Genomic DNA, 26,235 nt, shown 5'->3' on the forward strand with positions numbered 1-26,235 from the left:
GCTCTCTTAACGAAGACTGGTTGGCATAGAATGGCGGGTGCCAAAGGGCTGGGATCAGGCCGCGTCTTTCCGGCGACGGATCTCTGCGAAGACGGCGTTTGGGTCGGCGCCTTGCATGTCCAGATGTGCCTGGATGTCGGCATCACCGGCCCGCAAGAACGGGTTGGTGGCCAATTCTTCTGCCATGGTGGTGGGAACGGTGGCAAGGCCACGGGACCGCAACCCCTCAACCATCCGCAGGCGGTCGGATAAGGCATCGTTGGTGGGGTCAACAGAGCGGGCAAACCGGGCATTGGCCACGGTGTACTCATGCCCACAATAAAGCTGCGTGTCGGCAGGCATGGCCATCAGCTTGGTCAGGCTGTCCCACATCTGGTCGGCATTGCCTTCAAGCAGGCGCCCGCAGCCCATGACGAACAGGGTATCGCCGACAAAGGCGATCTTCTCTTCCTCAAACCAGAAGATGATATGGCCGCTGGTATGGCCGGGCGTCTCAATCACCTTGGCCGTATGTGGGCCGAAGCTAACCGTCTCCCCCTCGCGCACCATCTCATCCAGTTCGGGAATGCGGCCGGTCTCGCTGGCTGGGCCGATGACCGTTGCATCAAACCGCTGTTTTAGGGCGTGGTTACCGGCGGTGTGGTCACCATGGTGATGGGTGTTGAAGATATGGGTGGGTTTCAGACCAGCATGGTCCACGGCCTTGATCACCGGTCCGGCATCGCCGGGATCAACAACGCCCACATGCTCGCCATCCTCGGCGATCAGCAGATAGATGTAGTTATCGTTTAAGGCCGGGATGACCTGGACCTGTAGGCTCATTGCCGCCTGCCCTTATCTCGCGTGACGGCGTCATCGGCCGTCCTTAGTCGGGCCCAGACTGCCGGGTTTGTTGGGATGGCGCAACCGGATCATCAACCGCCTGCTCGGTAACCCCTAATGCCGTGGCCAGCCTGGTCGTGGCAGAGCCGGGGCGGAGTGGCTGGGGTTGTGAGGCATCGGGCCGCCAACCAGCCATAAAGATGAGGTCAAAGCTGACCGGCACCCGGCCATCATCGCCCCCATAATGCCGGCGATAAAGCTCCAACGCCCGGAACAGAACGTCCCGGCGAAGTGGGGATCTAGCGCGGTCGGTTCGAATGTTTGCCTCCCCCATGGCACGAAGCTCGGCCAAAAGGGTCAGCGGTTCGGCATAGCGGACGGTAATTCGCTCATGATCTGCCACCGGTAGGGCAAAGCCAGCGCGTTGGAGTAGGCCCGCCATCTGCCTAAGGTCGGCCATGGGTGAGAGGCGAGGGTGTACACCGCCGGTAATCTCACTCTCAGCCGCCGTCAGGCTAGCACGAAGCTCTTGCAGCGTATTGCCGCCCAACATGACCCCCTGGAAGAAGCCGTCCGGTTTAAGCGTTTGGGTAATCTGCCAGAGTGTGCCAGGCAGGTCGTTAACGTGATGAAGGCTCAAATTGGCCAGGACCAGATCAACGCTGCTGGGCGCGAGGGGCAGCTGTTCCTCATCCGCGGCCACTACTTGATAGGGTGCCGCCAACCGACTGGCGAGGGTCGGCGACAGCTCGGTTGCTAGGAACAATTCCCCATGCCGTTCGGCGGGGAGATGTTTAGCTAGCGCGCCATGACGGGCGCCAAGCTCCAACACAGTTGGGAATGTGCGGCGAACATCTTCAAGCCGCTCGACCAAGCGCTTTGCCGCCTCTTCGAATAAGAAGTCGGTCGCTGGCATCACCCCTGTTTCCAAGCTTCTGGCCAGACGCTCACGCCGTGCCCGCATCAGTCGCCGGTCAAATGGTTCCACCAATTGATCGGGTTCTGACGCTGTCGGTGCAGCAGGGGATGGTGTGTTGGTCGCCATGGGGGCAATATAGCGGGCTATGAGCGCATCGCCAGACATCGCAGCCGAGAAAAAACCGTCTAGCCAGGCTTTGCTGACTGTTCGCGCTGGTGTCCGGCGGGTGCAGGGTGGAGTGATGCGGATTGTTGATGCGATCCTGCCGCCGCGTTGCCCATCCTGCGGTGAGGAGGTTGAGGCAACGGGCCTCATCTGCGGCAAGTGCTGGCCCGACCTCCGGATTATGGAGCCACCCTGGTGCCAATGCTGCGGTGTTGCCTTTGATTTTGAAGGGCATAAGGATGATCGATGCCTCGATTGCCTAAGCCAACCGCCCGCCTTTGATCACGCCCGTGCTGCCTTTGCCTATGAGGGGGTGGCGCGTCAGCTGGTATTGGGCCTTAAACATGCCGATAAGCTGTTCTTAGCGCCGTTTCTGGCCCCTTGGTTGGGCCGCGCTGTTGCTGCCATTCCTGAGCTTCCTGCCGGGTCCATTCAAGTGGTGCCGGTGCCCTTGCATTGGCGCCGGATGATTTCCCGCAAGCATAATCAATCGGCGGAACTCGCCCGTAACCTGGTTCGCTGGCACGGGCGGCAGGGGGCGGCCACGGATAGGCCAGTGCTGCACTATGAGCCCCTCTTGGTTCGCCGTCGCCGGGCGACACCACCGCAAGGCTCGCCCAAGGCCCCATCACGCCGTATGAACATCCGGGGCGCTTTTGAGGTAACCAGGCCCGCTAAGGTTGCCAATGCTCATATCCTGATCGTTGATGATGTGATGACCACTGGCGCCACGGTGAATGAGCTCGCGAAGACCTTAAAGCGCGCTGGCGCCGCCCGGGTCGATGTGGTCACGGTCACCCGCGTTGGATTGAATGACTGATCACGCGAAAATGCACGCCTCGCGCCTTGCAAAACTACCCGCAAACCGCAATTTAATCGGTAAGCGTTCAACTTATACGAGCGAGGGTTAGTGACATGACCGCCCAGGTCGAAATGTACGTAAAAATGACGTGCCCGTTCTGTCATCGGGCCAAGGCACTCCTGGATAAGAAGGGGGTGGACGTCAAAATGACTGAGATCTCTTTCAAACCGAAGCTGAAGGCTGAGATGGTCCAGCGATCCGGCGGCGGGATGACCGTGCCCCAAATCTTCATCAATGGTGAGGCGATTGGCGGCTGCGATGATCTTTACGCGCTTGAGGATGCGGGCAAGCTGGACGCTAAGCTAGCGTCTGCATCAGCTTGAGCACGCTCCATACGGCCTGCCTGCAACTCACCACCGGGCCGGATCTCACAGACAATATCCAAGATAGCTCTGCGCTGATTGACCAGTCTGCCGACGTGTTGCCTGACGGCGACCGGCTGATTGCCACACCGGAAATGACCTCTGGCCTGCTCAAGGGGCGCGACCGCCAGATTGAGCGGGCCTTGCCTATGGATGATCACCCGATGATTGGTGCGTTGGCCGAGAAGGCGCGGGCGCATCAAAGCTGGGTGTTAATCGGTTCCGTCGCGATCAAGCTTGAGGATGAAAAGCGACTGGCCAACCGCTCGGTCTTGTTGAACCCCGCTGGGGAAATCGCCGTCACCTATGACAAACAGCACATGTTTGATGTTGAGGTTGAGGATGGCCAAACCTACCGAGAAAGCAGCACCTACCGTCCCGGTGATAGAACCGCATTGGCCGATATTGGAACTGCTAAGCTCGGCCTGACCATCTGCTACGATGTGCGCTTTCCGGCGCTGTACCGTTACTTGGCCCAGGCGGGTGCGACGGTCCTCGCTGTGCCCTCGGCCTTTACCGTGCCGACCGGCCAGGCGCATTGGTCAACGCTGCTACGGGCGAGGGCGATAGAGAATGGTGCCTTTGTCATCGCGCCAGCCCAGACCGGTGAGCACGAGGGCGGGCGCCAGACCTATGGCCATTCAATGATTATCGACCCCTGGGGTGCGGTGCTGGCGGAAGCTGATGATCAGCCCGGCTTCATCACCGCCAGCCTTGATCTTGAGGCGGTTACCAAGGCGCGCCGGACCATCCCATCGCTTCAGCATGATCGGCCAATTGGCTAGACCTATCGACGGTCTATCGTCTTCGCGTTCTCGCCATCGGCGGTGACGGGGATTTGCAGCCAAGTGATCTCAGGCTCCGCACCGTAATTGGCGGCTAATCGCTCGAGCCACATGCCTTGGTGGAAAGCTCGGGCTTTGGCTTCGTCATCCCAGAAGTACAGGCCGCCACATAGGCCGGTGGTCGGATCATAGTGATAGTCCTTGCGCATCAGCCCATCGACATCGTGGTAGAGCGGTGCCGTATCAACGAACTTGGCAAACAGCTTCTCCTCATCCCAATCGCTTGGTTTGGGGAAACGGACATAGGCGATAACCGGGATAGCCATGGGTCACTCCTTAGCGTTGGTCTTGGGCGCGTATTCGGGATCGTAATCATAGGCGGGCGGTAGGTCCCGGCTGACCAGTGCCGATAGCCGCAGCAAACGTGCCTCGGCCTGCTCGATATAGCTGTCGACAGCACCGGTCCACTTCATCGGCCTGCCAACCCAGCCACGGCAGGCGAGCGGCACCGGTACCGGCGCACCGCGGGGCCAGGAACGCCCCAGATTGGTTAGCCAGACCGGCGTCACGGCTGTGTCCGGCATGGCGGCGATCAGGTAGCCGAGCCCCTTCTTCACCTCGCCAAACTGCTCTGGCTCGCCGCGTGTGCCTTCGGGGAAGAAGATCAGGATCGAGCCTTTATTGAGCGCGTCCTTCGCTGGTGCCAGTGGGTCGTCATCGGGCCCCTTCCGCTGGCGCGCGATGGGCACGCCGCCCAAGATGCCGAGAACCAGAATGCGGCCCCATAGGGTGGTGGCGAAATAGTCCCCGGCCACGATCGGACGGGCGCGAAGGATGCCACGCCAGGGCAGGGCGGCCATCAGGACCAGGGCGTCGAGGTGGCTATTGTGGTTGGCGATCACAATGCCAGGGCCGTTTGAGGGCAGGCGATGGCGGCCGCGAATGCCGCTGCCGGTAACCAGAAACAGGGCCGGGCGCAAAATCAGCAAGATGATGGTCAGGCGCAGCCAGCGCATGGCGGTCCCAATAGCTTGGTTAAGCTTAAGGGCTCGGCAATGGCCTTGGCGCGAGCCCAACATGGCCAGCCATATCACGGAGGCGGCCAATCAAGCCATGGCGGGTTGCAGGGGCTTCGGTTTTTGGTGCTGGCGTCTGAACCAGTACTGAACCATCGCTTGGCTTTGCAGGCTCTGCGGGCAGGGGGTCGCCAGGCATCGGGGCTTTACCGGCCAGCTCTCGCTGGGCCTGCCGCAGGTTCTCTTGAACCTTGCGCTGCATCTGGCGGCCGCGATTACCTTCGCCGAAATATTCAAACGGGTACCAATCATCCCGCTGATGAGGCGGCCGATCCTTGGGTTTGAACGTACCGAACTTAAAGTACTCGGTCTCCAGCGGTGACTTCAGGCGGTCTTGCATCTGCTGCAGGCCAATCGGCCCGCCCTCGAATAGGGATGGGTCGATAAAGAAGCGTCGCGGGCTGCCGTCGATCATGACCTCGGGCGTGGCGATGACCACATGGGCGGTCCAGGGCACTTGGCCATCAACTTGCATGCCCTCATCACTGGCGGGCAGGAAGTAAGCCATCTCAAAGTCTAGACCCGCCCGCTCTGCCAGGGTGGCCATGGCATAGGCGCGGTCATGGCAGTAGGAGCCATTATTGGCGTAGGGAATGCCCGGCTGGTTCACCAACTCATATAGGCGTTCCGCATGCTGCCTGAGATCTTCAAGAGCTTGATTGCGCATGAGGTACAACATGCGCTGTATACAAGAAAGGCGCCAATCATTGCTGATGGCGCCTTCATTGTTTCTTATTGTGAGCCAATAAGGCTTACTTCGGTGCCAGGCGGACCGAGCCGTCGAGGCGGATGGTTTCGCCGTTCAGCATGCTGTTCTCACAGATGTGCAGGGCTAGTTCCGCATACTCTTCTGGCTTGCCCAGACGCTTCGGGAACAGGGTTGTGGCAACCAGACTCTCATAAACCTGTGGCGGCATGCCGGACATCATCGGCGTTTCCATCAGGCCGGGCGCCACGGTGTTCACCCGAATGCCAAATTTGGACAGCTCACGCGCGGCCGGCAGGGTCATGCCAGCGACAGCGGCTTTCGAGCTGCTATAGGCGGCCTGACCAACCTGGCCATCAAAGGCAGCGACGGAGGCAGTATTGATGATCACGCCACGCTCGCCGTCATCGGTAACCGGCTCTTCCTTCGCCATGGCATTGGCGGCGTAGTTCATGACCGAGAAGGTGCCCATCAGGTTGATCTCAACCGTCTTACGGAAGCGGCCAATATCATAAGGCGCTTCACGACCAACGATCCGCTCACCGGTGGCAACACCGGCGCAGTTGACCACGATACGGGCAACGCCATGGGCGGCATTGGCCTGATCAACCGCAGCCTTCACCGCGTCGTCATCGGTCACATCGCATTTGATCGCGAGGCCGCCAATCTCCTTGGCAACCGCGTCCATGCCTTCCTGATTGACGTCGAGCAACGCAACCTTGGCGCCTTTGGAGGCCAAGAGCTTGGCCGTCGCGGCACCCAATCCCGATCCACCGCCAGTTACAATCGCGGCTAAACCCTGCACATCCATGTCGGACCCTCATTTATCTATTTGCTGATAGACATGCGGGAGGTTCCCGCACGCTCAGGTGAGGGCGATGGTGTAGCAGAGGCGGGGCCAGCGGGCCAAGCGATATGGCGCCCTAGCCGACCCGGATTACTGGCTCTGCGTCCCGGTCAGAGACGAGGGCCACCATCAGGTTGCCAATCAGCGTCGCCTTGCGGTCATCATCCAGGTTCACGGTGCCGGAATCACCGAAGTGGCCAAGCACGTCATCAACCATGCCAACCGCATTCTCAACGATGAAGCGGCGGGCGGCGATCACGGCCTCGGCCTGCTGACGGCGCAGCATGGCGGCGGCGATTTCGGGGGCGTAGGCCAGGTGCGACAGGCGGGTTTCTTCCAGCACCACACCGGCGATTTCCAACCGGCCCTGAAGCTGCTCAATCAGGTCGGCGGCCACCTCATCACTCGATCCGCGCAGGGTGGTTTCATCATCGCTGCCATCATAGGGGTACTTGGCAGCAACGTTGCGGAGTGCGGTTTCTGACTGGGTGTGCACGAATTCGGTGTAGTCATCGACGTTGAATACGGCCTTGGCGCTATCAACCACGCGCCAAACCACGATGGCACCAATCTCAACCGGGTTACCGCGCACATCATTCACCTTCAGCTTCTCACTATCGAAGTTGATCAGGCGCATCGAAACGCGTTGGCGGGCCGATAGCGGCCAGGTCCATTGGAAGCCGGGGGTGCGGATTGAACCCTTATACTTGCCGAAGAAGACAATCGCCTTTGCCTCATTTGGCTGCACAACGGTGAAGCCGGTCATGATGAGAAAGGCGATGATACCCAGCATGATGCCGGAGAACGGACGAACGGTCATGCCGAGGGCGGCAAGCCCGGCAATGGCGATAAACACCGCCAGCATGAAGAAGCCATTGATGCCAAAGGCCTTGAATTCCTGGACGTCGTCGATGCTCTGCTTAGTCATTTGATGGTCCCTTATGAACTGCACACGCTTAAGTTGTTGACGCGCCGCAGCGTATTTTTCTTGGGTTTTCTTGGGCTTGCGGGTGCGGTAATCGCTTGTTGGCGACCTGCACTACCCGCATAATCCGGCGCCATGATGGGACGGAAAAAGACCAAAGCGCAAGCCGAGGACGCTGATCAGAATGACAGCGCCGATGATGCATCGCTCTACATTATTGAGCTGGTGCGTCAGGGGGATGAGTATGTCGATGCCCAGGTTTTGAGCGAGCAAGAGCGGTTTGTGGCCGATGGCTTCTGGCCCAAGGTCGTGCGCTACATGGCGCAGATCCCGTTTACCGGTGACCTAACCGCCGCCTACTACGCGGCCACGGATCCTGAGACGCCAGCCTTTGTGCGGGCTTGGCTTTTGGCAGCGTTGGGTTATTTCATCATCCCGACCGACGCGATGCCGGATTTCCTGTTCGGCATTGGCTTCACCGATGATGCGGCGGTGCTCGCCACCACCATGCAGATGATTTTCACCCACATAACTCCAGAGCATCAGCAGCGTGCTGCTGCGGCACTGGCTGAAGTTAGGGCAGGGGAGAGGCAAGACCCGTTTCAGGAGCCCCCCAAATGAGTATGTCTGGAACAGAAGCAACCACGCCAATCGTCGAACCAACGCGCCAAGTGCCGGGTGATCAAATCCCACTGCCGGCGGCGGTGCTTGGCTACGGTGGCCTAACACCCTTTGTCTTGTCGGCACTCGGCATCTGGCTGCTGCCGGTTTCAATCGCCACCTTTGTGGTTAGCGCGCAGATTTTCTATGCCGCTATTATCATTGGGTTCTTAGGCGCAGTTCATTGGGGTTGGGCGATCATGAAGGATTTCGATGCCCCGACTACCAGCTGGGAACCCTATGCCTGGGGCGTCACCCCGGCGATCCTGGCCTGGGTGATTGTGGTGCTGTCGGCCTGGCCCACCAGTACCGCACCCGGTGATACGATGCTGGCGTTGGACCAGACCGTGTCCCTGATGATGGCGTTACTGCTGCTGACGCTGCTGATTGATCTGAAGCATAGCCGGACACCAGACGCCGGTGCACCGCCGCGTTGGCCCGCCTGGTTTCGGCGCCTACGCTGGCACCTGACCATTGGCGCCGTGGCCAGCCTGGCGATCTCCCTGATCCGAATTCTGAGCTATGACGCGCCCTAGCTGGGGGAGCAGCCTGGCGTTTTCGTTTGCGCCTTACTGCTGTCAGCCTTGGCCAACTTGGCTTCCCGTCGTGCGATGTAGACGGTGGAGGCGGCAATGACGGCGGCGCCGACCCAGGTCCAGATATCCGTCACCTCACCAAACACGATCCACCCGGCAAGCGCGGTCAGGGGCAATTTGGCGTAGTCGAAGGGGGCTAGAAAACTCGCATCGGCATAGTGGAAGGCTTGCGCCAGGCACCCCTGAACACCCGTTGCCACCGCCCCGATTACCACGAGGAAGCCCAGGACTTCCCAACTCGGCGTGGTCCAAACGAACAGTGCCGGTATTAGCGAAAGCGGGGTCATCCAGAACATGGTGTAGAACAGCATTGTCGCTGTGCTCTCAGTCCGCGCGAGCGATTTGATAAACATCATGGTGATGCCCAGGCATAGGGCGGAGCCGAGGACGATAAACGCCCCCTCATCAATGATCGCAACACCGGGGCGGAGGACGATAAGCACCCCACAGAACCCAATAATCGTGGCCGTCCAGCGCCGTGCCCGCACCGTCTCACCGAGGAAGATGGCGGCCAAAATGGTGGCGAAGAGCGGGGTCGTAAAGCTCAGCGTTACCGCCTCGGCCAACGGCATGATGGTGACGGAGTAGAACCAGGTACACATGGCCGTCAGACCAACAGCGGAGCGAAGCGCATGCATCACCGGGCGCTTGGTCTGCAGCGTCTCCCGCGGCATCTTGATCATCCACGGCACCATCAAGAGCAGCGAGAAGAGGTTGCGGAAGAACGCAATCTCTAGCGCGTGCACCTCTTCGCGGATGTATCTGATCAGGGTGATGATGATGGTCATGCAGACGCCGCCAGCCAGCATCCACAGCATGCCCTTGGTCGGGTTCGACAAGGCCAACCCCTGCTTTGTCAGCAGGTCACGTATGGATGACAGTGGGTTGGTGTTAGCAGCCATAGAAAATAGTTAAGCATGGCTGACCTATTTACACAGCCCGTCAACGCGGTTGGCAGGTATGCGCCCGGCGCTATTACCGCGTATCAGCCATATAAAAACAGCGTACGACCATGGCGGCGCAGCCAGGTCTTAGCCTCGGCCATGGTCCCATCGGCGAGGCGGGCATTCAGAGACCAGAAAGCCTCGCTGTGATCCATATGGGTGAGGTGCGCAACCTCATGGGCGACCACGTAATCGAGGACCGAAGGTGGCGCCAAGATCAACCGCCAGGAAAAGGAGAGGCAGCCATCATGGGTGCAGGAACCCCAGCGGCTGGTGGTGTCCCGCACGGTAACCCGGCGCACAGCACGGCCCGATTGTTCTGCCTTACGCTCAGCTAATGGCACGATCCGGTCTTTAGCCATGCTGCGGCAGAACCGGGTGATGCGGGCGGCAAGGCGGTCCGGCTCACCCGGCACATGCAAATGGGTGTCGGTTAGTTCGGGCAGGCCACGCAGGCTGCCGGTGGGGGCAATGACCCTTGGAATGCCTTCAATCGGTATCTCAGTGCCGGGTTCCAGGGCGATGCGCTCGCCCTTATCCGCCAGCTGTGCCTCTACCCAATCCCGGTTCTCATCGATGAACCGTTGCACCTCGCGCGCCGGGATACCCGGTGGGGTCGTCACCCGCAAACCCTGGCCGCGTGGGTCCAACCGCGCGGTGAGACGCTGCGAGCGACCATGGTGGCGCCACTGAACCGGCAGGTCCCGGCCATCACTCAATTGTAGGGATAGGGTCTGGTCTGGTGCCATCGTTGGGGCTGTTGGGTGCCGGTGGTCCCGGTGTGGCTCGATTGAAAACAACACCCCAAAGATAGAAGGCGATGCCGATGCTCACCAGGGTGGTGGTGAGAATTCCGAAGGTGAGGGGTAGGAAACCGCCAATCTTGGCAATGGCAAAGGACATGCCTGCCCCCGCGCCGATTTGAATCCCACCAACCAGGGCGGAGGCTGAGCCAGCGATTCGTGGGAACGGTTGGATCGCTCCAGTTGCCCCATTCGGGAGCACTAAGCCTGCGCTAAAGGCCCAAAGGATACAGGGCGCCATGAACAAAAGCGGCGTCAGGGTGATAAGGCCGCCGCTGGTGGTCAGGCCCAGGCTCAACATTGAAATGCCAGAAACCAGGCCAATGCTAAGGCCGATTTTGATCAGCACGTCATGATGCACTTCACCGGCCACACGGTTGCTGATGAAGGAGCCAATGAAATAGCCGCTGACACTCAGCACGGTATAGAAGCCATAAAGCGTCGGCGGCACGCCAAGCTCATCAATCAGGACAAAGGGGCCAACGCTATGGAATGAGAAGATACCGCCCAGCGCCGCCCCAACCGGCCCGACATAGCCTAGGAAACACCGGTTTCGGATTAGGGTCTGATAGGCGCTTAAGAACGGCTCTCGCGTTCGGTCGAGATTGGTTTCGGGCAGTACCTTGGCAACAAGGATCAGTAGGCTGACACCAACTGCCGCGAGGACGAGGAAGTTTGCTTCCCAACCCAGCCGCGTTTCCAACTGACCACCGAGCAGCGGGCCGATGGCAGGGGCCGCCGCCAAGGCCATGCCGATGAAGGACAGCATCTTGGCGATGTCGCCCTTCTCATAAAGATCACGGATGATGGCCCGGGACATTACGGCCCCAGCGGAGGCGCCAAGGCCCTGAAACGCGCGGGCGACCAATAACTGCTCAATCGTCGTCGCCATGGCGCAGGCCAGGGAGGCGAGCACATAGATTGAGAAGCCAACGAACAAAACCAACCGACGACCGTGGCGGTCTGATATCGGGCCATAGATCAGCTGACCGATCGCCACCATGGTGAGGAAGATGCCAATTGTTGCCTGCACCAACCCCTCACTGGTCGCCAACGCTTCGGTGATGGCTGGCATGGATGGGGTATAGAGCGACATCGTCAATGGGCCGAGCGCGATCAAGCTGGCCAGCAGGTATCGGATCGGATGCCGTGTGGTGTAGCGGGGTGGGGTGGTTTGCTGTGCGATTTCCATAGCTGTCTTCAGATATGGCGGCAGGCTGCGCTAAAGGCTAGCCGCGCCGATCCCTTGCATGGCAGCCGCGCGTGTCGCAGAACAAATCCATGGAGTTAGAGAGCTTTCCACCATTCCCGATTGAGGCGGGCGATTTCCGCCTTGCCATGGGCCTCCGCCCGGTTCAGCCCAGCGACTGGTTGTTTAAGGGGCCTGACCACGACCAGCAGATGGCGGAGCGGCATCGCCTATTCGATCAGCAGCCCCAGGATGTGGTGGCCTGTGAACCCAGCGCCGAGGCAGCCGCGTGCGTCCTGCACCGTCTGGTGACCGGTGAGGCGGCACCCGGCACGGGCTTGGAAGCTTTAGAGGCAATTGGCCGAACGGTGCAGGAGGATATGTGCATCCTGCAGAGTGATGGTGATGATCAGCCCTATCACCTGATGGGCGGTGTTCTTTGCTTTCCAAATCGATGGTGCCTGGCGGACAAGCTTGGCAAACCATTGATGGCGATCCATGACCCGGTGCCAGATTACGATCGCAAACTGGGCCCGGCGGTGGATCGCTTCTTCGCCCGGTTAAAGCCCGACCACATCACCATGCGGATGAATTGGAGCCTGCATCCAGATGCGGTGTTGTTCCATCCCGTAGCACCTCAAGAGCAGCCATCAATTGAGGCTGATGATGTCTCAACCCAAGTATTCCTGCGGGCTGAGCGTCAAACAATCAGGCGCATTGAGGATGTTGGGCCCGCAACGGTCCTATTCACCATCCGCACGATGGTTGCACCGCTGGGTGCTGTCCTGACCGATCTGGATCGTGTTCATCGCTTAGATCATGCCCTGGCCACCATGCCTGCGGCCCTTTTGGCCTACAAATCAATGGATACGCTGGTGGCCCCGGTCCGCGCTTGGCTTGCTGAGCAGCGACCGTAATACTGGCCATCAATAAGGGGGGAACCGGATTATGGCGGCAAAATACACCGAGGTTGTGAGCTCCACCGGCTGGGGTGGCAATGTCAAACGCCGTGGGAAGGGCGCCATCATTGGCATCCTGCTCTTCATCCTCGCGTTTCCCCTGCTCTGGTGGAATAAGGGGCAGCTTAAAGAACAGCATGAGGGGCTGGATTGGCTGAAAACCAATACGGTCAGCATCGACCCGCGTGAAGCGGCGGCCGATACTGATGGCCAATCCGTCCATATGATCGGCACCCCGCAAACCGACGAGACAATCAGTGATCAACGCTTTGGCTTAGCGCTGAATAGCCTGCTGCGCCTTAAGCGTGAGGTGGAGATGTTCCAATGGAAGAAAACGGAGACCACCCGCACTGAGGATACCGCCGGCGGCGGCTCGCGTACGGTGAAGGAATACACTTACGACCGGGTGTGGTCAGAGCAGTTCTATGACAGCAGTGGCTTCCGCTACGCCGATAAGCATCCGAACCCGCCAACGATGGAGTATCAAAGCCGCTGGCATAACGCCCAAAACGCCAGTTTCGGTGTTTTTCGGTTAGAGCAGAATGTCATCGGCCAGCTTGATGAGACGCGCGACCTGCCCCTGGGCGGCTACTCAATCACCCCACCTGAGGGGTTCCAGCTGGCGAGTGAGACATACCTGTTTCGTGGCGCCGGTAGTCTGAACAGCCCACAGATCGGCGATTACCGCACCGTGTTTCGGTATGTCGCCCTCGACCCGATCAGCATGATTGCCCGTCAGAGTGGCAATCGCCTTCAATCTGTCCGCACCGCGAACAACCTGGAATACCTATTGGTTGGGCAGGGCCAGTTCACGGCTGAGGATTTGATTGAAAAGCGTCGCGGTGAGGAAGAGCTGAAGGCTTGGATTATTCGCGCCGTTGGGATGATCATGATGGCGATTGGCGTGCAGTCGGTTTTCGCCCTGCTTGGCTCCCTGCTTGGCTTCATTCCATTTGTTCGCGGTCTGGCCGGCGGCATTGGGTTCATTGCCGGTGTGATGGTGGCCATCACCCTCGGCTCCCTTACCATCGCCATGGCTTGGCTTGCCGCACGTCCGGTTTTTGCCATGGGATTGCTTGCGGTGGCCGCGACGACATTGATCGCTGGTGGTTTCTTCGGTAGGCGGAAGGTCAAGCAGAACAACAGCCTGGCCAAGGCCTAGCGAGATTGAAGGATCGACGTGATGAGCACACCGCAATTGGACACCCGTTTTCACCTGGCCTTCCCAGTGAATGACATCCCGGCCACCCGGCAATTCTATGTCGATATCCTTGGCTGTCGTGAGGGGCGCTCAGCGGAGCGGTGGATCGATTTCGACTTCTACGGCCATCAGATTTCCGCCCATCTGGTCGATGAGATGGATAGTGCCGCCACCAACGCGGTGGATGGCGATGCGGTGCCAACCCGTCACTTCGGCTGCATCTTGCCTTGGGATAAATGGGAGAGCCTGTCAGAGCGGCTGCAGACTGCCGTGGCCGATGGGATCACCCGCTTTATCATCGAGCCAAAGATCCGATTTAAGGGTGAGTCAGGTGAGCAGGCGACCATGTTTGTCACCGATCCAAGCGGCAATGCCTTGGAATTCAAATCCTTCCGGGATGATGCCCAAGTTTTTGCGTGAAACCGGCCTGGACATCACCGGCCAATAGGTGCAGTTAGGGCCGCATCACACCATCCCACAGCCGGTGATCCGTCCCATGTTTTTCGGTAAGAAACGCCAAGCTGCTGCGCCTGCGGCACCCGTTGAGCCAGCACCTGCTGAACCTGAAGCTGAGCCAGCCGCGCCAGCCCCGGCGGCGGCCACGGCCGATCTGCCCAATCAGTTCTATCTGGTTGACCCACCGCACCATCAGCATGGCTTCGATCTGTTCAAGGGCGAGTGGTCGTCTGATGTGCCGGGCTATGACACCGGCCATGCGACCCTGTTCGATGATGCGCGGCTGAACTGGATTGCCAAGCGCTGCGGCGGCTATGCCGATAAGACGATTTTGGAGCTGGGCCCGCTGGAAGCTGGCCACACCTACATCATCGCCAAAGAGAAGCCGAAGCGGCTGCTATCGCTTGAGGCGAACACACGTGCCTTCTTGAAGTGCCTGGTCGCAGCCAATGCGCTTCGCATCGATGCGGAGTTCATGCTCGGCGATTTTGTGCCTTACCTGGGCGAGACCGAGGATCGCTTTGACCTGCTGGTCGCGTCTGGTGTGCTCTATCACATGAAAGAGCCGTTCAAGGTAATTGAGGGGATGGCCCGGGTCGCCGACCGGATTGGTATTTGGACCCATTACTACGACCCGAATGTCGCGACGACCAACCAGACGCTGGCGCAGCACATCTCAACCGAGCCACAGGAGGTTGAGTTCCACGGCCAGACACTGCATCAGCATCGCTATGATTATGAGGGCACGCTGGGTTGGGCTGGCTTCTGCGGTGGTACCGCACCCTTTGCCAATTGGGTGCCACAGGCCGATATCGTCAAAGCCTTCGATCTACTCGGCTTTGATACGGATATTGGTAATGATCAGCCGGATCACGCCCATGGTGCCTGCATGATGCTCTACGCCCAGCGACGCTAGGCGCTGCCGGATCTCGGAATAAGAAAAAGGCGCTGTCCGATGGGACAGCGCCTTTTTGCTTAATTGTCTTAAGCAGCGATCAGCTTGCGTTCTTAAGCTTGATCACCTTGCCGTCTTCCGATGCCTTTGGCTCAACACGTGGTGCGGCGCTGCGCTTTTTATCGTTATCCCGGATGAAGTCACGAACCCGTGGCATGATCTGCTCCCGCCAACGGCGGCCGTTGAAGATGCCGTAATGGCCAACCGACTTCTGCAGGTGATGGCGCTTCATATCTTCTGGCAGGTTACGGCAGAGGCGATGGGCCGCTGCGGTTTGACCAACCGCCGAGATATCATCCAGCTCACCCTCAACGGTCATCAGTGCCGTCTTACGGATTGCCGCCGGATCAACCGGATCGCCGCGGTGGCGCATCGCACCGCGCGGCAGTGAATGCTCCTTAAACACCTTCTGAACGGTGTCGAGGTAGAACTCAGCTGGCAGATCCATGACCGAGAGATACTCGTCATAGAACTTGCGGTGTGCGGCGGCACTCTCACCATCACCCTTAACCAGGTGCTGGAACATCTTCAGATGCGCGCCGATATGCCGGTCCATATTCATGGACATGAAGCCGGATAGCTGCAGGAAGCCGGGATAAACCGCGCGGCCAGCACCCTTGTAATAGGGCGGGACCACGGCAATCACGTTCCGCTCAAACCAGCTCATTGGCCGTTGTTCGGCGAATTTGGTGACGGCGGTCTCTGCCTCACGCGTATCAATCGGCCCACCCATCAGGGTCATTGAGCGCGGTTGATGCGGCATGTCGTTGGACGCCATGACCGAGATTGCGGCCAGCACTGGCACGGCAGGTTGGCAAACCGCCATGACATGGGCATCGGGGCCAATCGTGGATAGGAAATCGATCACGTAATCGATGTAGCTATCCAGGTTGAACACCCCATCGATCAGCGGCACATGCCGGGCATCGATCCAATCGGTGATGTAAACATCATGATGCGGTAGCAGCGCTTCAACCGTGCCACGTAGCAAGGTTGCGTGGTGACCAGAGATTGGTGCCACGATCAGCAGCTTTGGGTCGTTCCGCTTAGTGTCCCGGGCAAACCGGATCAGGCGGCAAAACGGCTTCTCAACGACCACCTGTTCGGTGACCGCCACTTCTCTGCCGTCAATCTCAGTTGTCGCAAGCTCGAAATCCGGCTTCGCGAAGCGGCGTGTAGTACGCTCGAACATTTCGGCGCCGGCCGCAACTGTCCTGCCCAATTGGGTGTAGGACAGCGGAAACATAGGGTGTTGAAAAGCGGCTTGAGTAACTTCGGCGGCAAGGCGCATGGGCGCCAATGCGGCCTGATTCATATCGTATAGATGATAAAGCAAGTGTTGGGACCTCAATGTTGTTCCTGCCCCGACCATCGCCTTGCGCCTTGTTTTGGCACTGCCGTCTTTGCGGTCTCAATACGATGCAATCGACATATTCCCATTACGTTAATATGGCCGCAAACAATCGCCGCCAGCTAATGGGAATACGGTTTGATGCGGTTTTCGCCTGGGGGCGTGGTTATCGCTTGATTTGCCAAAAATTACTCAACTAACTGACCCAAAAGAGTTTTTTGCAGTTGCGAAGGCTGAGAGCTGCTGGGTTTTCAATTCTGCATGGCAGCTATGCGTGACCGGACGGTGAGCGTTTTTGGGCTGAATTGCCGAATCGTTCCACCGAGTCCATGCAGCCAGAGTGTCCCATCATGCTGTAATCGCAGCATTTTGCCACGGTTTGGCTTGCCTCTACGGCCCCACTCCCCAATATCGCATGGGTGTCTGTCATCCTTGCTCACCAATACACGCTGATGGTGGTTGAGGGCGGCTGACCCAGAAATTCTGACTAAGGACCCACCATGAGCGATTCGTCGATCCCCAACCCACTCCGCTTTATCAAGGACTTCCTCAAAACTGAGGCGGCGGGCGGGATCATCCTGATGATCACGGCGGCGGTTGCGCTGATCATTTCGAATTCGCCTGCATCTGGCCTGTACCTTGGTCTTCTGGATACCAAGATCACCTTCGCCATTGCGGGTCTGGTTAATATCGATAAGCCGCTGCTGCTTTGGATCAATGATGGCCTGATGGCGATCTTCTTCCTCTTGGTTGGGTTGGAGATTAAGCGGGAGCTGCTGGTTGGTGAGTTATCCAGCTGGAAGAAATCATCGCTGCCTGTCTTCACCGCGATTGGCGGTATGGCGATCCCGGCGCTGTTCTATGTGGCGGTGAACTGGGGCAATCCCGATACGATCAACGGTTGGGCGATCCCGGCGGCCACCGATATCGCCTTTGCACTTGGCATTCTTGCCCTGCTCGGCACCCGGGCCCCGGCATCCCTTAAGATCTTCCTGCTCGCGCTCGCGATCTTGGATGATTTGGGGGCTATTACGATCATCGCCGTTTTCTATACAGCCGATGTGAAGATGCAGGCGCTGTACGTTGCCGGTGCCGCCCTTGCCGTTCTGGCGACCATGAACCTCGCTGGCGTTAAGCGGCTTACCCCTTACATGTTGATCGGGCTGATCCTCTGGACCGCCGTTCTGAAATCGGGCGTCCATGCTACGCTGGCTGGTGTGGCACTGGCTTTCTGTATCCCGCTCAAATGCAAAACCGATGTCGATACCGATGCGATCACCAAGCATAGCAGCCCGCTAGAGGTGCTGGAGCATTCGCTGCACTACTTTGTGGCCTTTGCAGTTCTGCCGATATTTGCCTTTGCCAATGCGGGTGTGTCGCTTGCTGGCCTGCAGCCCTCGGCCCTGCTTGAGCCGGTGCCGCTCGGCATTCTGCTTGGCCTATTCTTCGGTAAGCAGGTGGGCGTCGTCGGCTTCGGCTATATCGCCATTAAGGCCAAGATTGCCAATCTTCCGGATGGGGTGAATTGGGCGCAGTTCTACGGCGTCTCGATGCTCGCCGGTATTGGTTTCACGATGAGTTTGTTTATCGGCAACCTGGCCTTTGCCGACCCGGCTTTGGCAACCGATGTACGCCTCGGTGTGTTGGCCGGTTCCATCCTCTCGGCTGTCTGTGGCTACTCACTCTTGCGATGGGCCGGATCGCCCAAGCGGATGAAGCCTGCGGAAGATGCCGGTGTACAAGATGGCGGCTCAACGGCTAAGGAAGTGCCCGCACAGTAGGTCCAGCAACGGGCACATGCGTGGGAAACCTGCCTGAACAAATCATCGCGTTGAACGCCCTCTCGGCCAGTCTGGCCATTGGTGCGTTGGCAATCCTGATCGAGCTGATCTTTGGTCAGGCGGCGGGCTTGCGCGGGCTGCGGTGGCAGGTGGCATTGCATGGTTTCTGCCGTGGGCTTGAGCGTCGGCTCAATCGGCAAAAACGTAGTGACAGCGCGCGGCTGATCCGGGGGCTGTTGCTGACCCTAACCCTATTGCTGCCGGCCCTGTTTGTTGGGGCGATACTTACCTTCTTCATTGGCAATATGCCGCCACCGATTGCGGCCCTATTGGTTAGCCTGATCCTGGCTGGCGGCTTGCGATTTGGTGCTGCTTGGTCGGTGGCGGGCGCGTTGCGTCAGGCCGTTGCCGCCGCTGATCGCCAGCAGGCAAATCGCCTGATCAGGGCCCATGGCCGCCTCGACCCCGCCGCTATGGACGATCACGCCGTGGTTCGTGAGGCGGTGGAGCTCGCGGCACGTGGCTGGGATCGTGGTCTGATCGCCCCGCTGTTTTGGTTTTTACTGTTCGGGTTGCCCGGCTTGTTCGCGGTGATTGTCGTCCAGGCCGCTGATGATGTGGTTGGCCGCGGTGATCAACGTACCGAGGCATTCGGCATGGTGATTAGTCGCCTCGACACCATCCTTCATCTCATCCCGGCGCGTGTTGCCGGTGTGTTCCTTATCGGTGGTGTGGCGCTTGCCAAACCTGGCCGCGTCGGCGCTGCGCTTAAGGCCCTTGTGGCCGCCGCTAAGGCTGGGGTCATGCTAAATGGCCGTTGGGCCTTGGCCCCCTTTGCCGGTGGCCTGGACATGGCCCTGGCCGGTCCGGGCAAGGCGATGAAGGAACGCGCCTGGATTGGTGATGGCACCGCACGGCTTGAGCCTGAAGCTATTGGGCGGGCCAAGCTGCTAATCGTCTTTGCCGGTCTCTTGCTCACCGCCGCCATGGCTGCCGCTTTTATCGGTGCCGTGACGGTAGGGTTGTAGCCCGACCGCTAGACCGATTGCGGCATATCAAACCGGATGCCGTAGCGGGGCGGCATGTTCACGACACCCACGGTCCAATGCGCCGCCGATGTGGCGGTTGCTGGGAAGAACGTCACCTCGGTGATTGACAGGTTGTCGATCTGGAAACCCAAGGCGGTCTCTGGCGCGATACCCATCACATGGGCGATGACCGCCCGGATGGTGCCGCCATGGGCAAAGCAGATGATGTCTTTACCGGCATGGTGCTTATTCTGTTCCTCAATCCCATGGCCAACGCGCGCGAGTAGGTCGAGGAAACTCTCCCCCGCCGGTGCGCGGAGATGGGCCGGCGCAAGCCAAAGTGGGTGGTCGCGGCCTAGCTGGTCCCGGATGTCCTGACGGTTCTGGCCCTGCCAATCACCAAAGCTCTGCTCCATGAAGGATTGCTCAATCTGCCAGGGTGGTGGGGTGAAGCCTGGATCGGCTGCTTTGCGTGCCGCGATCACCGCTTCCCCAGTCTCGATCGTGCGCAGAAGCGAGGTGTGCATCCAAACCGCATCCTGCGGCAGCAAGGCGGCGAGGGAGGCATAGGCCTCTGGATCGTCGGTATCGGCGTGCAGATCGCCCTGGCCATAGATCGTGCCGGATGGGTTGATCACCGGGGCATGGCGGATCCACCACCAACGGGTGGTGTCGGTGCGACGGCTGCGGTTTCCGGCCTGGCCAGCGCTGGCGGCCCGGTTTGTAGAGGCAGACATGGTTGGGCTTACTCCCCCATTTGCAGGATTTTCCCCACCTTGCGCGCATGGGCGAAGGATCGCTGCAGCAGCCAAATGGCGAGGATGAGATAGAAAAGGTTGAGACCGATTGCGATGGCGAGTTGGTCCAGCCGAACCTCACCGCCAAACATGATCGCGCGCATGCCCTCAAACACATGGGTTGCCGGGATAGCGAGGGCCACAGGCTGTAACCAACCCGGCAGCGCTTCCAGCGGATAGTAGACGCAAGAGAACGGCGCCAGGACGAAAAGCGACATCCAGGCGATGCTCTCCGCCCCCAAACCGTGGCGCAGGATGACACCCATAATCAGGATGCCAAGCCACCAGCCCATCATCATGAGAGCGGCGAAGAAGGCGACCATCGGCATGCCAAGGTCAAAGACTGAGAAGCCGGCCAGGAATGCGGCGGCGATAAAGGCTGGGACCAGGCCAATTGCACTCCTGATCATGCTCATCACCACGAGAGAGGTGGTCCATTCAAGCGGGTGCAATGGGCTGACAAACAGGTGGCCAAGGTTGCGCGACCACATCTCTTCAAGGAAGGAGAGGGTGACACCCAGTTGGCTGCGTAAGACCACTTCCCAAAGCAGGACCGCGCCAACGAGTACACCGGCGGCTTGCGCCACCCATGAGCTGTTGTCGACCAGAAAGCCGCTTAGGAAACCCCAGATCAGCAGCTGAACGAGAGGCCAGTAAATCAACTCAATCAGCCGTGGCCAGGAGCCACGCAGCAGGTACCAGTGGCGCAACACCATGGCGGACACCCGGGCGCCCATGCGGCCATCACGTTCGCCTAGGGAGGTGGGTCGCTTTTCCGTTTGGCTAAGATCGGTCATGCCTCATCCCCATCAGGTCCTTGCCGACCCTGCCGGGCAATATCGAGGAACACCTCTTCAAGGTTCTGGCGACCGTAGCGTTCGATCAGCCCCGCCGGTGAGTCTGCATCATGAATGCGCCCGTCACGCATCATCAGCACTTGATCACACAACCGCTCAACCTCGGTCATGTTATGGCTGGCGAGCAGCATGGTGGCCCCCGTCTCTGCCAGGTAACGGCGCAGATATTGCCGGACATAGTCGCCGGTATCGGGGTCGAGGGAGGCCGTTGGCTCATCCAACAGCAGCACCTCTGGCCGGTTGATCAATGCCTTGGCGAGGGTCAGGCGGGTTTTCTGCCCCGCTGATAACTGACCCGATGGCCGTTTGAGCAGGCGTGTCAGGTCCAGGTCCTCAGCCAGTTCGGCAATCCGATCCTTAAGCTTCCGCACACCGTAGAGTGAACCGAAGACCGAGAGGTTCTGCTCAACCGTCAGTCGATAGGGAAGCTCAACATAGGGGGAGGAGAAGTTCATCCGTGCGGCGACGGCATAACGATCTTTCGCCATATCGGCGCCAAGGATAATCGCCTTACCTGATGTGGGCGTCAGTAGGCCCAGCAGCATCGCCATGGTGGTGGTCTTACCGGCGCCATTGCCACCAAGCAGGGCAGTCGCGGATCCCGGACCCACATCAAAAGAGACATGATCGACCGCGCGCTCTTGCTCGTAATCTTTGACCAGATCCCGGGTGCTGATGGTGGCCTGCCCATCGGGCAAGGTGATCCGCTCCGCTAGGTCTTTTGGCGGCTTCGGAAGCTTGGGATTTGGGGCGGTGGAGACCGTGTCAGGCATGATGGCCGGAATATGCGCGGATCATCAACGCTTGGCCAGTGTCCATTCTGGTACTACCTCTGTGGCACAGTCGAAAGCTGCTGAAACCGACATTGCACCGATGCCAACTGATTTAACCCAGGCCGATATGGCCGCCGCCGAACCCATGTCGCCAGCCCAAGCGCCCCGTGCGTTTGGCAATGATGGTGCCGATGCCACTGACCGCAGGCTAGGCGAGGGGCGGCGGGGCCGGATCAGCCAACGGTTGCTGATCATGCACCGTTGGATCGCGATTATTGGGCAGACGATTGCTGTTATCGTGGTCCATTACGGCCTCGGCTTTGATATGCCGCTGGTCTCGACCGGTCTGCTGATCTCGGCCTCCGTTATGCTCAACGTGGTGGTGATGGCGCAGCGCAGCAGGGCGGCCCGCCTCGATGATCGTGCGGCGGCACTCTATCTCGCCTTCGATATCCTGCAGCTCAGCGCGTTACTGTATCTGACCGGCGGGTTGCAGAACCCCTTCGCGGTTCTAATGCTGGCGCCCGTTACCGTGGCCGCCACCATGTTGGCGCGACAGGCCGTCTTCGCCGTTGTTGGGTTGGCGATTGCGTGCCTCAGTGTGCTTGCCGTCTTTTATCAGCCGCTGCCTGGTCCGGGTGGATTGTCCTGGGTGATTCCGCCGACCTACCTCGCCGGATTTTGGACCGCTTTGGCGCTCAGCTGCTTTTTCATCAGCGCCTATGTCTACCTGATTGAGCGGGAAGCACGACGCATGTCGGATGCCTTAACGGCGACGCAAATGGCGTTGATCCGTGAACAGAAGGTGTCGGCCCTGGGTGCACTGGCGGCAGCCGCCGCCCACGAGCTCGGCAGCCCACTCTCAACGATCAGGCTGGTGGCGAAAGAGTTGGTCCGTGACCTGCCGCCCGACAGTGCGTTGAAGGAAGATGTGGAATTGCTGGTCAGTGAGAGCGACCGCTGCCGGACCATTTTGACGGAACTATCACGCAAGCCGGAACCAGCAACCGCGAACCCGTTTGATCGCCTTGCCCTACCAACCCTGGTTGAGGAAGTCGCACGCCCTAGGCTGCCGCCAACGGTGAAGTTTGCGCTGGAGATTGATGCGGATCCGGCGATTGAGCCACCCGCAGCTTATTTCGGGCCGGAGCTTCAGCATGGCCTGGGCAATATCATTCAGAATGCCAGCCAGTTTGCCGGGCGGAAGGTAACGGCCCGCCTTTATTGGACCGACCAGGTGGTCATGATCACGATTGAGGATGATGGCCCCGGTTATCCAGCCCATATCCTTGATCGATTGGGCGAGCCCTATGTCTCAGGTCGTGCGACGAAGGGCGAGAATTTGGGCCTTGGTATCTTTATCGCCCAGACGCTTTTGGAGAGCCTGGGCGCTGATCTGAGCTTCAGTAATCCACCGGCTGGTGGGGCACGGGTGACGATTCATTGGCCGCGAAAGCTTTTCGAGCAGGGTCCAACGACCTAAATCAATTCTCGAGTGATAAGAGAGCAAGAACAACCACCAGGGATTTGAGGCCCGTTATGTCGAGCCAATTCACCGCCCCACACCCAACACCTGGCCCCGCTGGTCAGCTTGACACCTCGCAAACCCTGCTGATCGTCGATGATGATCGGCCGTATCGCGAGCGCCTTGCCCGCGCGATGGAGAAGCGCGGTTTTGTCGTTAGCCAAGCCGATACGGTGGATGAAGGCATGGACATGGCCAGGCAGGTTCAGCCGCGCTTTGCCGTCCTTGATCTTCGCCTAACCGATGGCAGTGGCCTGGACATTGTGAGTGCCCTGCGTGAGGTGCGGCCCGATTGCCGAATTGTCATGGTAACCGCCTACGGCAATATCGCGACGGCGGTGGCAGCGGTGAAAGCCGGTGCGGTTGATTACCTCTCTAAGCCGACCGATGCTGATGCGGTTGAGGCTGCGTTATTGTCGCCTGGTGATCGGGCCCTGCCGGAACCGCCAGAGAACCCAATGCCGGCCGACCGCGTTCGGTGGGAGCATATCTTGCGGGTTTATGAGCAATGCGATCGCAACGTGTCGGAAACGGCGCGACGCCTGCGAATGCACCGCCGTACCCTGCAACGTATTCTGGCCAAGCATGCGCCGCGCGAAGGTGCGTAGGCTTTCGCTCTAGCATTTCCGGGGGGATGGTCGTAGAACCCCAACCGCTATGACAGATATGAACGACATTTTGACCGGGCTGGTCGGGCGCCTGAACCAGGCATCCGTGCTTTGCATCGGCGACATCATGCTGGACCGCTTCGTCTACGGATCGGTTGACCGCATCTCGCCTGAGGCGCCAATCCCGGTTATTCGCGTGACCCGTCAGACCACCTCCCTTGGTGGTGTCGGCAACGTGGCTGCCAATGTGCACGCGCTGGGCGCGAAGGTTATGATTGCCGCCGTTGTCGGCGACGATGGCGCCGGTGCGGATATCCGCGCCATGACGGCTGAACTGATTGGCACCGATAATGGTCTGATCACCAGTAATGATCGTCCGACCACGCAGAAAACCCGTTATCTCGCCCGGAACCAGCAGCTGCTGCGTTCTGATGAAGAGAGCACGGTTTCCTTACCAGCCCTAGCGCGTCGTAAGCTGATCGACACGGCCCTCGCACAGATTGAAGAGGCGACCGCCGTTGTCCTCTCTGACTACGGCAAGGGTGTGTTGGACGCTGAGAGCGTGAAGCAGATTATTGAGGCCGCTCGCGCCCGCGAAATCCCCGTCGTCGTTGACCCAATGGTTCGCGATTTCGGTCGCTATCGCGGTGCCAGCGCGGTTAGCCCGAACCGGAAAGAGCTGTGGGAAGCCACCTCAATGCCGACCGGTTCGGATGACGAGATTGAGTCCGCCTGCTGGCACATTATTGATACCTGCGGCATCGACGCCGTGGTCGCCACCCGGTCTGAAGAGGGCCTCTCGGTCGTCAGCGGCACCGGTGTGATCAAGCACATGCCAACCCATGCCCGTGAGATTTGGGATGTGTCCGGCGCTGGCGATACGGTGGTGGCTAGCATGGCCGCAGCCCTTGGCCTCGACCGTGATCTCGATATGGATGAGCGGCTGACCCGCGCTGCCGCTGTAGCCAATCTAGCCGGTGGCATTGTCGTCGGTAAGGTCGGTACGGCCACCTGCTCGCGTGATGAGCTGTCGCACGCCCTGCAAAAGCAGAACAGAGCCTCCGCCCGCGAAACAAAAGTTATGTCCCTGCCTGAGGCGTTGGACCAAATCACCAAATGGCGTCGTCAGGGCCTGCGTGTCGGCTTCACCAATGGCTGCTTCGACATCCTGCACCCTGGCCATGTCTCCCTGCTTCGGCAGGCGCGTAGCCAGTGTGATCGCCTGATCCTTGGCCTCAATGATGATGCGTCGATCTCGCGCCTCAAAGGTCCAACCCGCCCGGTCAACACCGTGGCCGACCGCGCTAATGTTTTGGCCGCGCTTGAGAGTGTCGATCTGCTGATCGTCTTTAGTGAAGACACGCCGATTAAGCTGATTGAAGCGATCCGCCCAGATGTCCTGACCAAGGGGGCCGATTACACGGTTGAGACCGTGGTCGGCGCGGATATCGTGATGAGCTATGGCGGCCGTGTTCACCTCGCCGACCTAACGCCGGGTGTCAGCACCACGAACACGATTGAGCGGCTTCAGAAGGGTGAAGAAGAAGCGGATGAGCCAGCCGGCGCCTAAGCGCTAGGTAAGACCAGCCCGCAAACTCTCACACCACGGATCCTCTGCGATAAGCAAACGCTGTGCTGAAAGCATAGCAAACCGGTTCATCAGCGCCTTGCGCCGACCGGCGGCCAACTTATCCGGGACGGCCTCGCGCAGGATCACCGCATCATAAGCATCAGCCCGGATCAGCCCCGTATCCTCTGGCAGGATTTCGTCTGGAAAGCGCTGATCAACGGCGAAGTAGAAGCGATCACAATAGGCGAGGTAACTCTCCCATTTACTGTCGCTTCGGAAGTCCGCAACCGAGGATTTCACCTCAACAATCGTGATTTCACCCCGGTCATTGATGGCCATGATATCGGCCCGGTGACCATCAGGTAGGGTCACCTCAGCCAGGCTAGCCCAGCGGGCTGCCAGCAGCATCCGACGGGTGCCGCGAAAGATGCGGGCAGCACCGCCTTCGGGCTCCGATGGCTGCGTCGTGCTGGTGCTGGGGTTATCGCTAGGCTTCAAATCGGCGGTCATTTGGCGTAAAACATAAAGAATATGCGAAGAAGCGCATATGGGATGCTGTTGATCATCGCTGAACGATGCCATCGAAACAGTGTGATTGTCACAGCGTCAACCGATCCTTTGCCCAGCTGTTCTAGAATAGCTGCCAAGGACCAGTAACGGCCATTTTCCGCCACCGGCTAAGGGTTGAGCGATGTGGCGCACGAGAAACGGGA

29 protein-coding genes are annotated in these 26,235 nt (G+C 59.5%); 14 read left to right on the top strand and 15 right to left on the bottom strand.

Translation table 11 applies throughout. The annotated features are described in order from the left end of the window. Window positions 1–54: 54 nt before the first annotated feature. Together gloB and KI792_00940 are read right to left on the bottom strand one after the other, a co-directional pair. Window positions 55–822, bottom strand: a complete 768-nt coding sequence (gene gloB, locus KI792_00935) for a hydroxyacylglutathione hydrolase (GenBank protein ID MBV6631575.1) — start codon at window positions 820–822, stop codon at window positions 55–57. Between the two features lie 43 nt (window positions 823–865). Next, on the bottom strand, window positions 866–1,867 hold the full coding sequence (locus KI792_00940) for a methyltransferase domain-containing protein (GenBank protein MBV6631576.1): 1,002 nt from the start codon (window positions 1,865–1,867) through the stop codon (window positions 866–868). Between the two features lie 19 nt (window positions 1,868–1,886). Between KI792_00940 and KI792_00945 the strand changes: the two genes are divergently transcribed. The 3 genes from KI792_00945 (at window position 1,887) to KI792_00955 (ending at window position 3,915) form a co-directional block, all read left to right on the top strand. Continuing rightward, on the top strand, window positions 1,887–2,726 hold the full coding sequence (locus KI792_00945; GenBank protein MBV6631577.1) for a ComF family protein: 840 nt from the start codon (window positions 1,887–1,889) through the stop codon (window positions 2,724–2,726). A 95-nt stretch (window positions 2,727–2,821) separates the two neighbouring features. Next, entirely contained in the window at window positions 2,822–3,091 is a 270-nt protein-coding gene (gene grxC / locus KI792_00950) for a glutaredoxin 3 (protein MBV6631578.1), read from the top strand. Next, window positions 3,088–3,915, top strand: a complete 828-nt coding sequence (locus KI792_00955; GenBank protein MBV6631579.1) for a carbon-nitrogen hydrolase family protein — start codon at window positions 3,088–3,090, stop codon at window positions 3,913–3,915. Before grxC ends, KI792_00955 begins: the two co-directional genes overlap by 4 nt. 2 nt (window positions 3,916–3,917) lie before the next feature. On the opposite strand, the gene KI792_00960 is transcribed toward KI792_00955, so the two are convergent. The 5 genes from KI792_00960 to KI792_00980 all read right to left on the bottom strand — a co-directional run bounded on the left by KI792_00960 (window position 3,918) and on the right by KI792_00980 (window position 7,472). After that, complete coding sequence (locus KI792_00960) at window positions 3,918–4,241, bottom strand: hypothetical protein (GenBank protein ID MBV6631580.1); 324 nt, start codon at window positions 4,239–4,241, stop codon at window positions 3,918–3,920. A 3-nt stretch (window positions 4,242–4,244) separates the two neighbouring features. Then, window positions 4,245–4,931 carry a 1-acyl-sn-glycerol-3-phosphate acyltransferase gene (locus KI792_00965; protein MBV6631581.1) on the bottom strand — a complete coding sequence of 229 codons (687 nt, stop codon included), beginning with the start codon at window positions 4,929–4,931 and terminating at the stop codon, window positions 4,245–4,247. A 25-nt stretch (window positions 4,932–4,956) separates the two neighbouring features. After that, window positions 4,957–5,658, bottom strand: a complete 702-nt coding sequence (locus KI792_00970) for a hypothetical protein (GenBank protein MBV6631582.1) — start codon at window positions 5,656–5,658, stop codon at window positions 4,957–4,959. Between the two features lie 85 nt (window positions 5,659–5,743). Beyond that, a complete protein-coding gene (locus tag KI792_00975; GenBank protein ID MBV6631583.1) occupies window positions 5,744–6,508 on the bottom strand; it encodes an SDR family oxidoreductase in 765 nt (254 codons plus the stop codon). 112 nt (window positions 6,509–6,620) lie between these two features. Beyond that, complete coding sequence (locus KI792_00980; GenBank protein ID MBV6631584.1) at window positions 6,621–7,472, bottom strand: SPFH domain-containing protein; 852 nt, start codon at window positions 7,470–7,472, stop codon at window positions 6,621–6,623. A gap of 315 nt (window positions 7,473–7,787) precedes the next feature. Here KI792_00980 and KI792_00985 point away from each other — a divergent pair, with 315 nt between their 5' ends. After that, complete coding sequence (locus KI792_00985) at window positions 7,788–8,090, top strand: DUF1232 domain-containing protein (protein ID MBV6631585.1); 303 nt, start codon at window positions 7,788–7,790, stop codon at window positions 8,088–8,090. Further along, complete coding sequence (locus tag KI792_00990) at window positions 8,087–8,665, top strand: DUF3429 domain-containing protein (protein ID MBV6631586.1); 579 nt, start codon at window positions 8,087–8,089, stop codon at window positions 8,663–8,665. Before KI792_00985 ends, KI792_00990 begins: the two co-directional genes overlap by 4 nt. Here the strand turns inward: KI792_00990 and KI792_00995 are convergent. The 3 genes from KI792_00995 to KI792_01005 form a co-directional block, all read right to left on the bottom strand. After that, entirely contained in the window at window positions 8,662–9,627 is a 966-nt protein-coding gene (locus KI792_00995; protein ID MBV6631587.1) for a DMT family transporter, read from the bottom strand. The genes KI792_00990 and KI792_00995 overlap by 4 nt on opposite strands. Window positions 9,628–9,710: 83 nt before the next feature. Further along, window positions 9,711–10,418, bottom strand: a complete 708-nt coding sequence (locus KI792_01000; GenBank protein MBV6631588.1) for a M48 family metallopeptidase — start codon at window positions 10,416–10,418, stop codon at window positions 9,711–9,713. Continuing rightward, window positions 10,381–11,664, bottom strand: a complete 1,284-nt coding sequence (locus tag KI792_01005; protein MBV6631589.1) for a multidrug effflux MFS transporter — start codon at window positions 11,662–11,664, stop codon at window positions 10,381–10,383. Before KI792_01005 ends, KI792_01000 begins: the two co-directional genes overlap by 38 nt. Before the next feature lie 71 nt (window positions 11,665–11,735). On the opposite strand from KI792_01005, the gene KI792_01010 reads away from it, so the two are divergent. The 4 genes from KI792_01010 to KI792_01025 all read left to right on the top strand — a co-directional run bounded on the left by KI792_01010 (window position 11,736) and on the right by KI792_01025 (window position 15,193). Beyond that, window positions 11,736–12,578 carry a DUF3445 domain-containing protein gene (locus tag KI792_01010; protein MBV6631590.1) on the top strand — a complete coding sequence of 281 codons (843 nt, stop codon included), beginning with the start codon at window positions 11,736–11,738 and terminating at the stop codon, window positions 12,576–12,578. Window positions 12,579–12,609: 31 nt separating this feature from the next. Further along, on the top strand, window positions 12,610–13,782 hold the full coding sequence (locus KI792_01015) for a TMEM43 family protein (GenBank protein ID MBV6631591.1): 1,173 nt from the start codon (window positions 12,610–12,612) through the stop codon (window positions 13,780–13,782). Between the two features lie 21 nt (window positions 13,783–13,803). After that, window positions 13,804–14,241, top strand: a complete 438-nt coding sequence (locus tag KI792_01020) for a VOC family protein (GenBank protein ID MBV6631592.1) — start codon at window positions 13,804–13,806, stop codon at window positions 14,239–14,241. Between the two features lie 76 nt (window positions 14,242–14,317). Beyond that, window positions 14,318–15,193 (top strand): class I SAM-dependent methyltransferase, encoded by an 876-nt coding sequence (locus KI792_01025; GenBank protein ID MBV6631593.1) that lies wholly within the window; start codon window positions 14,318–14,320, stop codon window positions 15,191–15,193. 79 nt (window positions 15,194–15,272) lie between these two features. On the opposite strand, the gene KI792_01030 is transcribed toward KI792_01025, so the two are convergent. Beyond that, window positions 15,273–16,568 (bottom strand): polyhydroxyalkanoate depolymerase, encoded by a 1,296-nt coding sequence (locus tag KI792_01030; protein ID MBV6631594.1) that lies wholly within the window; start codon window positions 16,566–16,568, stop codon window positions 15,273–15,275. Window positions 16,569–17,083: 515 nt separating this feature from the next. Between KI792_01030 and nhaA the strand changes: the two genes are divergently transcribed. Next, entirely contained in the window at window positions 17,084–18,364 is a 1,281-nt protein-coding gene (gene nhaA, locus KI792_01035; GenBank protein ID MBV6631595.1) for a Na+/H+ antiporter NhaA, read from the top strand. Window positions 18,365–18,384: 20 nt separating this feature from the next. Beyond that, complete coding sequence (locus tag KI792_01040; protein MBV6631596.1) at window positions 18,385–19,392, top strand: cobalamin biosynthesis protein; 1,008 nt, start codon at window positions 18,385–18,387, stop codon at window positions 19,390–19,392. An 8-nt stretch (window positions 19,393–19,400) separates the two neighbouring features. On the opposite strand, the gene KI792_01045 is transcribed toward KI792_01040, so the two are convergent. From KI792_01045 to KI792_01055, 3 genes are read right to left on the bottom strand one after another with little or no spacing between them, the layout of a single operon-like run. Next, window positions 19,401–20,129, bottom strand: a complete 729-nt coding sequence (locus KI792_01045) for a histidine phosphatase family protein (protein ID MBV6631597.1) — start codon at window positions 20,127–20,129, stop codon at window positions 19,401–19,403. 8 nt (window positions 20,130–20,137) lie between these two features. Beyond that, window positions 20,138–20,926 (bottom strand): ABC transporter permease, encoded by a 789-nt coding sequence (locus KI792_01050; protein ID MBV6631598.1) that lies wholly within the window; start codon window positions 20,924–20,926, stop codon window positions 20,138–20,140. A gap of 56 nt (window positions 20,927–20,982) precedes the next feature. Beyond that, complete coding sequence (locus KI792_01055; protein MBV6631599.1) at window positions 20,983–21,819, bottom strand: ABC transporter ATP-binding protein; 837 nt, start codon at window positions 21,817–21,819, stop codon at window positions 20,983–20,985. A gap of 145 nt (window positions 21,820–21,964) precedes the next feature. Between KI792_01055 and KI792_01060 the strand changes: the two genes are divergently transcribed. From KI792_01060 to rfaE2, 3 genes are read left to right on the top strand one after another with little or no spacing between them, the layout of a single operon-like run. Continuing rightward, complete coding sequence (locus KI792_01060) at window positions 21,965–23,302, top strand: ActS/PrrB/RegB family redox-sensitive histidine kinase (protein ID MBV6631600.1); 1,338 nt, start codon at window positions 21,965–21,967, stop codon at window positions 23,300–23,302. 56 nt (window positions 23,303–23,358) lie between these two features. After that, window positions 23,359–23,952 carry an ActR/PrrA/RegA family redox response regulator transcription factor gene (locus KI792_01065; GenBank protein MBV6631601.1) on the top strand — a complete coding sequence of 198 codons (594 nt, stop codon included), beginning with the start codon at window positions 23,359–23,361 and terminating at the stop codon, window positions 23,950–23,952. A 49-nt stretch (window positions 23,953–24,001) separates the two neighbouring features. Continuing rightward, complete coding sequence (gene rfaE2 / locus KI792_01070) at window positions 24,002–25,522, top strand: D-glycero-beta-D-manno-heptose 1-phosphate adenylyltransferase (GenBank protein ID MBV6631602.1); 1,521 nt, start codon at window positions 24,002–24,004, stop codon at window positions 25,520–25,522. Window positions 25,523–25,525: 3 nt separating this feature from the next. Here rfaE2 and KI792_01075 read toward each other — a convergent pair whose 3' ends face one another. Beyond that, entirely contained in the window at window positions 25,526–26,032 is a 507-nt protein-coding gene (locus KI792_01075) for an MmcB family DNA repair protein (protein ID MBV6631603.1), read from the bottom strand. Between the last annotated feature and the right edge of the window lie 203 nt (window positions 26,033–26,235).

Source organism: Alphaproteobacteria bacterium SS10 (assembly GCA_019192455.1).
In the GTDB taxonomy this organism is placed as follows: Bacteria; Pseudomonadota; Alphaproteobacteria; order TMED2; family TMED2; genus TMED2.

Coding starts and splice junctions, on each gene's coding strand:
- gloB (MBV6631575.1), bottom strand. CDS start 822: ATGAGCCTACAGGTCCAGGTCATCCCGGCCTTAAACGATAACTACATC.
- KI792_00940 (MBV6631576.1), bottom strand. CDS start 1,867: ATGGCGACCAACACACCATCCCCTGCTGCACCGACAGCGTCAGAACCC.
- KI792_00945 (MBV6631577.1), top strand. CDS start 1,887: ATGAGCGCATCGCCAGACATCGCAGCCGAGAAAAAACCGTCTAGCCAG.
- grxC (MBV6631578.1), top strand. CDS start 2,822: ATGACCGCCCAGGTCGAAATGTACGTAAAAATGACGTGCCCGTTCTGT.
- KI792_00960 (MBV6631580.1), bottom strand. CDS start 4,241: ATGGCTATCCCGGTTATCGCCTATGTCCGTTTCCCCAAACCAAGCGAT.
- KI792_00965 (MBV6631581.1), bottom strand. CDS start 4,931: ATGCGCTGGCTGCGCCTGACCATCATCTTGCTGATTTTGCGCCCGGCC.
- KI792_00970 (MBV6631582.1), bottom strand. CDS start 5,658: ATGCGCAATCAAGCTCTTGAAGATCTCAGGCAGCATGCGGAACGCCTA.
- KI792_00975 (MBV6631583.1), bottom strand. CDS start 6,508: ATGGATGTGCAGGGTTTAGCCGCGATTGTAACTGGCGGTGGATCGGGA.
- KI792_00980 (MBV6631584.1), bottom strand. CDS start 7,472: ATGACTAAGCAGAGCATCGACGACGTCCAGGAATTCAAGGCCTTTGGC.
- KI792_00985 (MBV6631585.1), top strand. CDS start 7,788: ATGGCGCAGATCCCGTTTACCGGTGACCTAACCGCCGCCTACTACGCG.
- KI792_00990 (MBV6631586.1), top strand. CDS start 8,087: ATGAGTATGTCTGGAACAGAAGCAACCACGCCAATCGTCGAACCAACG.
- KI792_00995 (MBV6631587.1), bottom strand. CDS start 9,627: ATGGCTGCTAACACCAACCCACTGTCATCCATACGTGACCTGCTGACA.
- KI792_01000 (MBV6631588.1), bottom strand. CDS start 10,418: ATGGCACCAGACCAGACCCTATCCCTACAATTGAGTGATGGCCGGGAC.
- KI792_01005 (MBV6631589.1), bottom strand. CDS start 11,664: ATGGAAATCGCACAGCAAACCACCCCACCCCGCTACACCACACGGCAT.
- KI792_01015 (MBV6631591.1), top strand. CDS start 12,610: ATGGCGGCAAAATACACCGAGGTTGTGAGCTCCACCGGCTGGGGTGGC.
- KI792_01020 (MBV6631592.1), top strand. CDS start 13,804: ATGAGCACACCGCAATTGGACACCCGTTTTCACCTGGCCTTCCCAGTG.
- KI792_01025 (MBV6631593.1), top strand. CDS start 14,318: ATGTTTTTCGGTAAGAAACGCCAAGCTGCTGCGCCTGCGGCACCCGTT.
- nhaA (MBV6631595.1), top strand. CDS start 17,084: ATGAGCGATTCGTCGATCCCCAACCCACTCCGCTTTATCAAGGACTTC.
- KI792_01045 (MBV6631597.1), bottom strand. CDS start 20,129: ATGTCTGCCTCTACAAACCGGGCCGCCAGCGCTGGCCAGGCCGGAAAC.
- KI792_01050 (MBV6631598.1), bottom strand. CDS start 20,926: ATGGGCGCCCGGGTGTCCGCCATGGTGTTGCGCCACTGGTACCTGCTG.
- KI792_01055 (MBV6631599.1), bottom strand. CDS start 21,819: ATGCCTGACACGGTCTCCACCGCCCCAAATCCCAAGCTTCCGAAGCCG.
- KI792_01060 (MBV6631600.1), top strand. CDS start 21,965: ATGTCGCCAGCCCAAGCGCCCCGTGCGTTTGGCAATGATGGTGCCGAT.
- KI792_01065 (MBV6631601.1), top strand. CDS start 23,359: ATGTCGAGCCAATTCACCGCCCCACACCCAACACCTGGCCCCGCTGGT.
- rfaE2 (MBV6631602.1), top strand. CDS start 24,002: ATGACAGATATGAACGACATTTTGACCGGGCTGGTCGGGCGCCTGAAC.
- KI792_01075 (MBV6631603.1), bottom strand. CDS start 26,032: ATGACCGCCGATTTGAAGCCTAGCGATAACCCCAGCACCAGCACGACG.